Source organism: Bradyrhizobium sp. 521_C7_N1_3, from assembly GCF_052075975.1.
GTDB lineage: Bacteria > Pseudomonadota > Alphaproteobacteria > Rhizobiales > Xanthobacteraceae > Bradyrhizobium > Bradyrhizobium japonicum.
In genome coordinates this window covers 4,067,044-4,078,417 of the sequence record NZ_CP197232.1, presented here as the reverse complement: position 1 = coordinate 4,078,417, position 11,374 = coordinate 4,067,044, and the positions used below count along the sequence as shown (strand labels likewise).

Genomic DNA, 11,374 nt, shown 5'->3' with positions numbered 1-11,374 from the left:
TCCGGTATCAGAACTGGCCGGGCGGCAGCTTGAAGATGTCGGGGCTCTTGGCGTCGGCCACGTAGAACAGCAGCAGGCTGGTCGGGGTCAGCACACGCTGGTTGTTCTCCTTGTTCTCGAACGTGCCCTGCAGAAGCAGGATCACCGAGCGATCCTTGGCGTCGCTGCCACGGAACATCACGATGCCGCCGGCGACGGGCATGTTCATCGCGATCGAATCGGGCTTGAAGCCTTCGCCCATGAAATGGGCGCGCAGGATGTTGGCGTTGGAGAACAGCTTCTCCGGCGTCATCGCCGTGTCGGTCCCCTTCGACCAGACCGCACCGATCTGGATCAACGACTTGGACTTGTAGCCGAACACATAGGAGAGCTCGGCAGTCCCACCGTTCGGCAGCAGCTCGGGAACGGAGAGCAGCAGGCTGTGCGTCAGCTCGGACGCGTTGTCCTGCGCCCTGATCGCGTCGGGCTTGGCGCTGAAGTCCTTGGTCATCGCCGCGCGCACGTCGGCTTCGTTCATGCCGAACTTGGCGGAGCGGAAGCCGTCGATCGCCTTGGTCGTCTTGTCGTCCGCACCGGCGGTCGGTGTCTCGGTCGCAGCAGCGACCGGCGCACCGGCGGCAGCCGGCGCCGCACCGGCAGCAGCGGCTCTGGGTGCCGGCGCAGCCTTCTGCTTCGGCACCACTCCCTGGGCCGCGAGCGGCCCGGCCGCAACAGAGGTCAGCAGGCCCACGAGGGCCGGAAGAAGATAGATTTTGCGCATCGAAAACCTTCGAAACAAACCTGAAACAACGCTTCAAAAAATCAGCCGCTCAGAAATCGACTTCTCCGAACCGTCGTCTCAACGAGACGGAAAATGTTGCAACGCCACAACGCGTTACAGATCGTCACGGAGCAGACAAAGCTCGAAACAGCGACTCTTTGGCCGGGTAGGAATACGGTATCGAACTGCCGAATGCTGCGAATGAACATTCATAAGCGCATTTTTTCATCAATTGTGGACACCGCCCTTTCGCGTTAAGCATCGGACTTGGGACAGACCATCGTGCAAAGAATTCCATGACCGAACGGCCTTCCGCGTTCGCGCTCGATCGCCGCGGCTTCATTCGCCTTGCGGGCACAACCGCTGCAGGATGGATTGCGCTCGGCGCAACGTCAGATCGCATGCGGATCGTTGCCTCGCTGACGGGATTGCCGCTCGACGACGAACTGACCAGACGGAGCATGACCAACAGCCCGACCTCCCGCCTGGGTGGTCTCATCGTCGGCTTGAGGCAGCGAGGCTGGGTCGAAGGCGTCAACTTCCGCCTCGAACTTCGTTCGACCTTCGGCGGACCCGACAAGCTCAAGGCCGCGGTCCAGGAGTTGCTCGAGCTCAAGCCGGACGTGATCCTGACCGGCTCGACCATCGAAACCGCCGCAGTCTTTGCCGCCACCAAAACCATCCCGATCGTTTTCGCGACCGCCAACGATCCGGTCGGCAACGGCTTCGTCGAAAGCCTCGCCCATCCCGGCGGCAACGTCACCGGCTTCACCAACAGCACCGCCGAAATGGGCGGCAAATGGCTTCAGCTCATCCGGGAGGCGGTGCCGGATCTCGCGCGCGTCGGCGTCCTCTTCAACCCGACGACCACGCCGCGCGCCGGGCGTTTCTTCCTCGACTCGATCGAGCAGGAGGCCGCGACCTCAGGGGTGTCCGTGGCCCCCGTGCCCGTCAATGCGCCAACGGACATCGACGAAACCATCAGGCGCTTTTCCGAATCGCCCAGAGTGGCGATGGTTGCGCTGGTCGACAGCTTCCTCGTGATCCACCGTCAGGCGGTCGTGGCGGCGGCGGCCAAACATCGCGTCCCCACGATCTATCCGTTCCATTATTTCGTGGATGCGGGCGGACTGATGAGCTACGGGCCGGCACTGGAAGTGCGCTCGGCCGATTACGTCGATCTCATCCTGCGCGGCACCAAGGCCGGGGATCTGCCGGTGCAATCGCCACGGAAATACGAGCTCCTGATCAACCGCACGGTCGCCCGCTCGCTCGGATTGAACATTCCGTTCACGCTGCTGGCGCGCGCCGACGAGATCCGCGAGTGAACGAGGCGATCGACCAGGGACATTTGCGGACGCCTCCGGGCCGGTTGTTCCGAAAATATCTCTACTCGATCGTCGCCCTCGCCTTTGCGGCACTCGCCATCAACACCGGCTTCGACGTCTGGTTCTCCTATCGCGAGCAGAAGCAGCTGCTCGCTGCGACCCAGCGCGAGCAGGCGGCAAGCGCGGCCATTCAGATCGGCCAGTTCATCGGCCAGATCGAAAGCCAGATCAGATGGCTCTCGCGCCTGCCTCCGGAGCTGTCGAGCAACGAAGACGACCGCCTCAACGCCATCCGCCTGCTGCGCCTCTCGCCCGCGATCGCGGAGATTACCGAGCTCGACTCGCAGGGCCGCGAGCAGGTGCGCGTGTCGCGCCGCGTCGCGGACAGGGTCGGCAGCAAGGCCGATCTCTCGACCTCGCCGGCCTTCCGCGGCGCCAATGAAAGCCGGGCCTATTACGGGCCGGTCTACTTCTTCCGCGACACCGAGCCGTTCATGACGCTCGCCACGCGCGGGACCGGGCTGAATCCCAATGTGATCGTGGCCGACGTCAATCTGCGCTTCATCTGGGACCTCGTCGCCGGGATCAGGGTCGGCAACACCGGCAAGGCCTATGTGGTCGACCGCATGGGGGTCCTGATCGCGCATCCCGATCTGTGGCCGGCACTGCGCCGCAGCGATCTCTCAGGGCATGCGGACGTGCGCGCCGCGCTCGATGGCGTGGGACCGCCCTCGGGCGGTCTGGTCAAGGAGGATCTGTCGGGCCAGCGCGTGCTCTCGACCTATGCGACGGTCCCCTCGCTCGGCTGGCTGGTGTTCGTCGAGCTTCCGCTCAGCGAAGCCTACGCCCCGATCTATGCATCGATCGGACGCGCGACGTTTCTCCTGGTCGTCTTGCTCGCCTTCGCGGTCCTGGTGTCCCTCTGGCTCAGCCGGCGCATGACCGTGCCGATCCAGATCCTGACGCAGGGCGCGCGGCGGATCGGCAGCGGCGATCTCGGCCTGCGGCTCGCGATCAAGACCGGCGACGAGCTGGAAGCGCTCGGCGACCAGTTCAACCTGATGGCCGCTCACTTGCGCGAGTCCTACGCGACGCTCGAGCGCAAGGTGATCGAGCGCACCTCCGAACTCGAGAAGGCCCGCGACCACGCCCTGGCCGAGCATGACGCGGCCGAGCGCGCGCGCAGGGCCGCCGTGCTGGCCAACGAGACCAAGTCGCGCTTCCTCGCCGTCGTCAGCCACGAGCTGCGCACACCGCTGAACGGCGTCATGGGCGTGCTGCAGCTGCTCGACGACGGCAGCTTCGGCGAGGCCCAGCGCCGCCACCTCGCGACCGCGGAGGCATCGGGCGAAACGCTGATCGCGCTGGTCGATGCCATCCTGGAATATGCCCGCCTGGAGGCCAGCACCGAAACGCTGGAGACGCGCGACTTCCGCCTCCAGCAGCTGATCGAGACCGCCGCGGAGCTGATGTGTCCGCAGGCCTTCGGCAAGGGCCTGACCTTCGACCTCACCTGCGATGCGACGGTCGACACCTCCGTGCATGGTGATCCCGTCAGGCTCAATCGCATCCTGCTCAATCTGATCGGCAATGCCATCAAGTTCACCCCGCACGGCGGGATTGCGCTCGCGGCGGCCGCCGAGCAACGTGACGATCATGTCATGCTGCGCGTCACCGTTCGCGATACCGGCATCGGCATTGCGCCCGACATGCACGAGCGCATCTTCGACGATTTCGTCCAGGCCGACGACAGCATCGCGCGGCGGTTCGGCGGCACCGGCCTCGGACTGGCGATCGCGCGCCGGCTCACGCGCCTGATGCGGGGCGAGCTGACGGTGGAGAGCACGCCGGGCGCAGGCAGCACGTTCACGCTTCAGGTGCCGCTCGGCCGTGCCGCAAGCGGCGTCGCGCAAGGCGCGGTCCCGCCGCCGTCGCGGCAGCTCCGCGTGCTGCTGGTCGACGACGATCCCGTCAATTGCGAGGTCGGCGAAGCCATTCTGAACCGGCTCGGCCATCGCGCGACGATTGCGAGAGACGGCGCGTCGGCCATCGCGCTCGCCCGCGATCAGGCGTTCGACATCATCCTGATGGATCTGCACATGCCCGACATGGACGGCGTCGAGGCGGCCTCGCGGATCGGCAAGCTCGATCTGCCAAAAATGCCGCGCATCATCGCCGTGACCGCGGACGTCTCCACCAGCGCCCGCGAGCGGCTCGCAGGCGCCGGCATCGCCAAAATCGTCAGCAAGCCGATCCTGATCAACGCGCTGCGCGAGGCGATCGAGGACGATCCAGCGCAGAAGACGCCCGCGGCGCAGCTTGCGGCCGGCGCATTGATCGACCTGCATTTCCTCGACGACCAGCAAGAACTCCTGGGCGCCGCGCAAATCGAAAAGCTCCACCAGCTTCTTCGGCAAACGAGCGAACGACTGATCGACGACATCGCCAAGGCCGCGGAGATTGGCGATCACAGGCAGCTCGCGCGATCCGCGCATCAGCTCGGTAGTGCGGCAAGCGCGCTCGGCCTCGTCCGCCTGTTCGAGCGCAGCCGTGAGATCGAGCTGGCGGCGCCCTCGATGTCTCCCGCCGAGAGCGAGAGTGCCGCCCGCGAACTCGCTGCGCTTCGAGATGCGTCGATGAGTGCGCTCGACGAATTGCTCCGGCCGGCCGAGCAGCCTTCGGTCAGTTAGGGGCTCAGACGAGGACCGCTTTCGACCCAAGGCGGCGCGAATCCTCTTCAAGGATACTTACGCTTTCCCAAGTCGGATATGGTGTTGACCAGAATCAAGGGGGCAAAGGTGCAATTTCCAATGAGGCAAATCATATTCTCAATAGTCGCTGTTTTGTCGTTCTCATCTGCGCGTGCTGAGATGGTCAAGATACCTTGGCATACTTCAGCGCAGTCCTTGCCTTGGATTCCCGGGAACGAATACATCGACGGCAGGTCGAAAAACTTCATGGACGGCACCGTCGAGGAAAAGGGCAAGGTAAAGGCCGAGGGCGAATTGTCGGCGGACATTATGCGGCCGCAGGGCGCCAAGGGACCAATCCCCTTCGTGATCATGCTGCACGGCTGCGACGGGTTCGGCCGGGTCGAGAGGAAATGGGGGCGCGACTACGGCGGCAGATTGGTCGGAGCGGGCTATGGTGTTCTCCTGCTCGACAGCTTCGGCAGCCGGGGATTGGGACCCGACGGCGTCTGCTCGGATCCCAGCCAGTTGACTTGGGCGCGGCGCCGGGCTGACGATGCGTATGCGGCGCTGGACTGGCTCATCGGACAGAAGATCGCCGATCCCAAGCGAGTCTACGTCCTTGGCCGCAGCAACGGTGCGACCACGACCTTGATCATCATGAACCGGGCGATCGGCGACCTGCACGAGCACATGTTCGCGGGCGGCTTCGCGATGCAGCCGTCCTGTTATTTGATGAAGAACGTCGAGTTCTACGCCCCGGTCCATCTATTCCTAGCAGAGAAGGACGAGGCGACGAGCCCCATCCTCTGCGGCCAGATGGCAGAGAGCAAGCGGTCGATTCCTGTGAAGACGGTGCTGTGGAAGGGGGCGAACCACAGCTTCGAAGATCACGAGCCAATCCACGTTTTCCATGGCTACCATGTCGGATACAATGCCGCGGCTGCGGAAGGCACCATCAAGGCAATCATTAGTGCGTTGAACGAGGCCAAGAAAGCGGAAAACTGACCGCGCGGAGTCGCGCAGCCTGTAGGTCTGCGACAACGGCCGAATGGCGGCGGATAGACGCGGGAAGTCCGTCTGAACAACTTCCGCTCGTGGCCCGGAGACGAAATCGCCGCACGCCCCGCTTCTCGGCGGCTGGCGGGGCTAAGCAGCCTTCGGCAGGATCACCGCCCGATGAGACCACGCCCCCAGCCTCAGCGCGTCCGCACGCCTGCCTCGTCCTCGCGGCCAAAACGCTCGACGAGGAAATCAATGAACAGCCGCACCTTCACCGACAGATGCCGCGTCGGCGGATAGACCGCGTAGAGCGCAAGCGGCGGCGCGGAATAATTGTCCAGCACCGTCCGCAGCTCGCCCTTCTTCAGCGCATCGGCCGCGATGAACTCCGGGAGCAGCGCCAGCCCCCTGCCCTTGATCGCGACGTCGCGCAGCACCTCGGCGTTGTTGACGCAGAGCGACCAGGCCGGCTGGATCCAGTGATCGCCATCGGCGCCGGTGAGCTTCCACTGATTGCCGGTCAGCAGGAAGCCGTAGGTCAGCGAGGCATGCTCGCGCAGGTCCTGCGGATGCTTTGGCGTGCCGTGACGCGAAAGATAATCCGGCGAAGCGCAGATCATGCGCGCCACCGGCATGATTTTTCGCGCGATCAAGCTGGAGGATTCCAACTCCGCAATCCGCAAAGTGACGTCAAAGCCGTCCTGCACGGGATCGAGCAGATCGTCGCTGAGCACGATCTGGAGCTGGAGCTCGCCATAGCGCGCCATGAACTCGGCCAGCACCGGCCCGAGCCGCATCGTGCCGAACGACATTGGCGCGTTGACGCGCAACAACCCGCGCGGCGCCGACTGGGCTTGCGTCACCGCCTGATCGGCCGCCTCGATCTCCGAGAGGATCACGACCGCGCGCTCGAAATAGCGCTGGCCGTTCTCGGTGGGGCTGGCGTGGCGCGTGGTCCGGTTCAGGAGCTGCACGCCGAGGCTCTCCTCGAGGTCGGCGATGTATTTGCTGATCGCCGAGCGCGACAGCCGCAGCTGCCGGCCCGCCTCGGCAAAACTGCCACTTTCGACCACCCTCACGAAGGCCCGGAGGCTGGCGACCTTATCCAAGGGCCGGCCTCGGCGATTGTTTCCAAATCGTAGACATAGACGTCATATTTGCATGGATTGTCTCCAATCCAAAGCGGAACGATATTTCCAACCAGAGCAAGACCGCTCCCCGAATTCTGGAGAACGACAATGTCTGGACTGCACCACGTCACCGCGATCGCCGGCGACCCCATCCGCAATTTCGGCTTCTACACAAGGGATCTCGGCCTGCGCTTCGTCAAGAAGACGGTCAATTTCGACGATCCCGGCACCTATCATTTCTATTACGGCGACGAGACCGGCCGCCCCGGCACCATCCTGACCTTCTTCCCCTGGGCCGGCGTGCCCGCCGGCCGCCGCGGCGTCGGCGAGACCCATCAGACCGCCTTCCGCGTGCCGCAGCGCTCGCTCGGCTACTGGACGCAGCGCTTCACCGAGAAGGGCATCGCCTACGAGGCGCTGGAGAAGCGCTTTGGCGAGTCCGTGCTGCCGTTCACCGACCCTGACGGCATGGCGCTCGCGCTGGTCGGCATTCCCGGCGCCGAGAACGAGCCCGGCTGGAGCAATGGCGACGTGCCGGCCGAGCACGCGATCCGCGGCTTCCACGGCGTGACCCTGCTACTCGACAGTGCGGCGAAGACGGCTGCCGTCCTCACCGACGTGTTCGGCTTCAAGGAGGTGGGACGCGAGGGCTCGGTGATCCGCTTCAAGGCGCCGGGCGATGCCGAAGGCAGCGTCGTCGACATCTACGAAGCCAAGGGCTTTTTGCGCGGACATCAGGGCGGCGGCTCCGTCCACCACATCGCCTTCCGCGCGGCCGACGATGCCGAGCAGGGCCGGATGGCGCAAAAGCTCGTGAGCAATCACGGCCTGCATCCGACCGAGCAGAGGGACCGCAACTACTTCCGCTCGATCTACTTCCGCGAGCCCGGCGGCGTGCTGTTCGAGATCGCGACCGACATCCCCGGCTTCGCCGTCGACGAACCCGTCGCGACGCTGGGACGTGATCTGAAGCTGCCGAGTTTCCTCGAAGCGCAGCGCAAGCAGATCGAAAATGTTCTGCCAAGCCTGGAAGAAAGCGCGTCATGACCGAGAGCACATTCATCCATCGTTTCGAGCCCGCGACCAGCGCGGGCTCCCCTCCTCTGCTGCTGCTGCACGGCACCGGCGGTGACGAGAACGACCTGCTCGGGCTCGGCAAGATGATCTCGCCCGGCTCCGCGCTGCTCTCGCCGCGCGGCCGCGTGCTCGAGCACGGCATGCCGCGCTTCTTCCGCCGCCTCGCCGAGGGCGTGTTCGACGAGGACGACGTGCGCCGGCGTGCGCTGGAGCTCGGCGACTTCGTCGCGGATGCGCGGCAGCAATACGGCATCGCCGCTCCCATCGCGGTCGGCTTCTCCAACGGCGCCAACATCGCAGCCGCGATGTTGCTGCTGAAGCCGGACGTCCTGGCAGGCGCGATCCTGCTGCGTGCCATGGTGCCGCTGTCGAATCCGCCGAAGACAGAGCTTGGCGGCAAGCCGATTCTGCTGCTGTCCGGGCAGGCCGATCCGATCGTGCCGGCGAGCAATTCGGCAAAGCTTGCGGCGCTGTTGTCGGAAGCCGGAGCACGCGTCGACCACAAGGTGCTCCCCGTTGGCCACCAATTGTCGCAGGCCGACGTGACGCTGGCCCGCAACTGGATCGGCAGCGTCGACGCCAAAGCGGCATGAACCAACAAGCGGCGCATCGTTCACACGGTGCGCCGCCCATTCGCGTTGCGATCCGTCAGGCAGATTTTCGAAGCGGTTGCTTCTTCGGTTGCGGTCTCGCCGCGCGGCCAGTGGCGGCGATCGCCTCCATCTCGTCGACGAGGCCGGACCGATCGATATCGACTTTCATGGCCTCGCCGAGCAGACGGGCCGCCATCCTGAATTGCGGCTCTGCGATCAATCGGTTCACCGCCGCGGCAATTTCCGCTTCGGAGGCGGTTGGAGGCAATTGAAGCCCTGCCCCCTTTGCTTCGACGCGCGCGGCGTTGGCAGCCTGGTCCCGCCCCATCGGCAGGATGAGTTGCGGCAGTCCGTTGATGAGTGAACGCGTGGTCGTTCCGTGGCCGCCTTGCGAGATCACCACGGAAACATCCTTCATGACGAGGTCATGGGGAGCGCCGCGGACCAAATGCACATTCTTCGGAGCCCTGAGATCGGCGACGTCGACATTGGGACCGGCTGTTGCAAGGGCATCGATCTCGACCGCCTCCATCGCGGTGATAATGCGCTGAAACAGCTCGCGCTGACCTTGCGCGCCCGTGCTGCATGCGATCAGCCCGCGAGGACGACCCGACTGAGCCGACCATGGCGCTCGCCACGCCTCCATCTGGGAAGACTTGGACCAATTCGGTACATCGAGCAGCGGTCCGACGTAGCGGAAATTGTCGGGCAGCGAGTCAGCTTGAAAGTCGAACGCTCGACTGGTCGCGAGCAAAAGCCGGTTGGCCCGATCGAACAGATCGTAGACATCTGCGAGACGCGGAAGACCCAGATCGGCACGCGCGCGGTTGAGACTTGGCAGAAACAGATTGAGTGTTTCGGCTAGCCTGGCATTGGCGGCGTCGACTTCGGCGCGCTCTTCCGGCGTTTTCGGTTGCCTCAACCCGCTGGTGGCTGGCGGCATTCCCGGCAGGGGCCGAATGCTGACATGAGGGGACAGAAGAGCGAAAGGCACGTCTGATGCCTCCGCCCCGAGCGCAGCACCAAACAGCACGTCAAGCACGAGAACGGCATCCGTCGGCATACGGCCGATCTCATCCCGGACATCGGCCGCATAGAGCGCGGCAGGATCAAAGATGGCCTGGCGTAGAAAGTCTTTCACATCCGAGACGTCCACCGGATCCGCAGCCTTTCCCGTCGGGGCGCGGCGCCATGCTACAAATGCAAAGCCGGAGGCCTCGACTTCAGAGCGCATCGCCGGATCCGCCATCACCCGGATATGATGTCCATTCCGGTGCAACCTCCGCGCCGCAGTCAGCAACGGACTCAAATTCCCGAGAGTTCCCCACGACGCCAGCAGAAAATTATAAGACATCGAAGAACCCTTTCGTCACGGTTGCGAATTCGCTGTCGCAATCCATCCTGCGCATCCCAATGCAGGCTTCCGGACGGACGCGCGGCCGCGCTTGTGTCCGCGCGGCCACGCCAAGAATGACGCGGCGCGCGCTACCGAACGATGTCTCCTCTCGGGGAGATGGTTACAGCTGTAAGGAGAGGATGGCCGCTTATGGGCCAAAGCGGACATTTGAGCTGATGGCCAGTCGGCGCGGCGTGACTCAGCTCAGATCGCAGGAATTACGGCAATCGGGTGGACAACAATTAGAGCGGGGGCGGCTCCGGCTGCTTCGGCTTTGGGCTGAAAGCCCTCGCCGTATCCCGCTGAGGGCGGTTCACTTTGGATAGAGCGAGTTGCCGTGCATACTCCTGGTCACCGGTTACCTTGTATTGCGCGCTTGTCAGTGAGGCGAGAAACGCCACCATGTCATCGATCTCCGGCTCCGTCAGCGCTAACGGCTGCATGTCCTTGTCGAGCCAGGGGTTCGCGATTCCATCGCCCTTGTTGTAGTGATCCATTACGTCCCACAGGGTCTGCATCGACCCGTCGTGAAAATAGGGTCCGGTCACGAGAACATTTCGTAGGCCCGGCGTCTTGAACGACGCGATATCATCCTGCTTTCTCGTCACGAGGAAGCGCCCGAGGACCGACATCTCGCTCGCAATCGCCGCGGTGTCGATACCCGCCACATGTCCTTGCGCCAGCTCTCGCTCGGCCTGCTGCGCCAGGGGAACGACGTGATGCCGGAGGATGCCGATGCCGACGTTGTGAAAATCGCTATCCAAGAAGAGGGCTGCGTCCGGCTGGTTGTCCGTCAAAGCATGGCAGAGGTGGCAACGGGCCTTGGCGTTGAACAAATCCCAGCCGCGTCTGGCCGAGTCGCTGATGGCGTTGACGTCTCCGGCGATGAAATGGTCGAACGGGGAATCGAAGGAAGCCAGTGTCCGTTCATACGCTGCGATAGCGCTCAACATATCCTGCTCGTTCACGTCCCGGCCGAAGGCCTGCATGAATTGAGCCTGATAGTCCTTGTCGCCGGCGATCCTTGACAGCGCATCGCCGATACTGGCCGAGCCCATCTCGAACGGATTCGTGATTGGCAGCGCAGCCTGCTGCTCTAGCGTATTGACCCGGCCGTCCCAGAATTGCGTTTTGTTATAGAGCGCATTCAACACGGTTGGGGCGTTACGTTGGCCGACGCGGCCATGGATACCGACTGCCAGGGGCCTGCCGTCGGTGAAGGCCCGCGCCGGATCGTGGCAGGTGGCGCAGGAGACCGTACCGTCGCCTGAGAGCCGAGGCTCGAAGAACAGCTTCTGACCCAATGCGACTCTGGCAGGTCTGAGCGTGGACGGCGAGATAACATACTCGGTCAAAACCGTGGGGAAGCCAACCTGACTTGATGAACGGGGCTGGGCT

The 11,374-nt window shown here is 64.1% G+C and carries 9 protein-coding genes; 5 read left to right on the top strand and 4 right to left on the bottom strand.

Annotated features, from left to right (window positions below; genetic code table 11):
- Positions 1 to 7 precede the first annotated feature (7 nt).
- Positions 8 to 760, bottom strand: coding sequence for a hypothetical protein (locus tag AB7008_RS18760; protein ID WP_028155663.1), 753 nt, complete (start codon positions 758 to 760; stop codon positions 8 to 10).
- Positions 761 to 1,056: 296 nt separating this feature from the next.
- Here AB7008_RS18760 and AB7008_RS18755 point away from each other — a divergent pair, with 296 nt between their 5' ends.
- From AB7008_RS18755 to AB7008_RS18745, 3 genes are all read left to right on the top strand, one after another.
- Positions 1,057 to 2,088 carry an ABC transporter substrate-binding protein gene (locus AB7008_RS18755; protein WP_441259252.1) on the top strand — a complete coding sequence of 344 codons (1,032 nt, stop codon included), beginning with the start codon at positions 1,057 to 1,059 and terminating at the stop codon, positions 2,086 to 2,088.
- A complete protein-coding gene (locus AB7008_RS18750) occupies positions 2,085 to 4,778 on the top strand; it encodes a hybrid sensor histidine kinase/response regulator (RefSeq protein WP_304493560.1) in 2,694 nt (897 codons plus the stop codon). The genes AB7008_RS18755 and AB7008_RS18750 overlap by 4 nt, the downstream gene beginning before the upstream one ends.
- An 84-nt stretch (positions 4,779 to 4,862) precedes the next feature.
- Entirely contained in the window at positions 4,863 to 5,786 is a 924-nt protein-coding gene (locus tag AB7008_RS18745) for a dienelactone hydrolase family protein (protein ID WP_160321082.1), read from the top strand.
- 191 nt (positions 5,787 to 5,977) lie between these two features.
- On the opposite strand, the gene AB7008_RS18740 is transcribed toward AB7008_RS18745, so the two are convergent.
- The gene (locus tag AB7008_RS18740) at positions 5,978 to 6,889 is read right to left on the bottom strand and encodes a LysR family transcriptional regulator (RefSeq protein WP_304493558.1); all 912 of its coding nucleotides are present in this window, start codon (positions 6,887 to 6,889) and stop codon (positions 5,978 to 5,980) included.
- A 129-nt stretch (positions 6,890 to 7,018) separates the two neighbouring features.
- On the opposite strand from AB7008_RS18740, the gene AB7008_RS18735 reads away from it, so the two are divergent.
- Positions 7,019 to 7,957: a ring-cleaving dioxygenase gene (locus tag AB7008_RS18735; protein WP_028155657.1), complete on the top strand. Its 939-nt coding sequence runs from the start codon at positions 7,019 to 7,021 to the stop codon at positions 7,955 to 7,957.
- Complete coding sequence (locus AB7008_RS18730) at positions 7,954 to 8,580, top strand: alpha/beta hydrolase (RefSeq protein WP_304493557.1); 627 nt, start codon at positions 7,954 to 7,956, stop codon at positions 8,578 to 8,580. The genes AB7008_RS18735 and AB7008_RS18730 overlap by 4 nt, the downstream gene beginning before the upstream one ends.
- Before the next feature lie 55 nt (positions 8,581 to 8,635).
- On the opposite strand, the gene AB7008_RS18725 is transcribed toward AB7008_RS18730, so the two are convergent.
- Entirely contained in the window at positions 8,636 to 9,829 is a 1,194-nt protein-coding gene (locus tag AB7008_RS18725) for a glycosyltransferase (protein WP_441259251.1), read from the bottom strand.
- A 389-nt stretch (positions 9,830 to 10,218) separates the two neighbouring features.
- Complete coding sequence (locus AB7008_RS18720; RefSeq protein ID WP_441259250.1) at positions 10,219 to 11,280, bottom strand: cytochrome-c peroxidase; 1,062 nt, start codon at positions 11,278 to 11,280, stop codon at positions 10,219 to 10,221.
- Positions 11,281 to 11,374: the final 94 nt, after the last annotated feature.

Excerpts from the sequence above, each read along its gene's own strand:
- AB7008_RS18760 (WP_028155663.1), bottom strand. The coding sequence starts at position 760 with ATGCGCAAAATCTATCTTCTTCCGGCCCTCGTGGGCCTGCTGACCTCT.
- AB7008_RS18755 (WP_441259252.1), top strand. The coding sequence starts at position 1,057 with ATGACCGAACGGCCTTCCGCGTTCGCGCTCGATCGCCGCGGCTTCATT.
- AB7008_RS18735 (WP_028155657.1), top strand. The coding sequence starts at position 7,019 with ATGTCTGGACTGCACCACGTCACCGCGATCGCCGGCGACCCCATCCGC.
- AB7008_RS18730 (WP_304493557.1), top strand. The coding sequence starts at position 7,954 with ATGACCGAGAGCACATTCATCCATCGTTTCGAGCCCGCGACCAGCGCG.
- AB7008_RS18725 (WP_441259251.1), bottom strand. The coding sequence starts at position 9,829 with ATGGCGGATCCGGCGATGCGCTCTGAAGTCGAGGCCTCCGGCTTTGCA.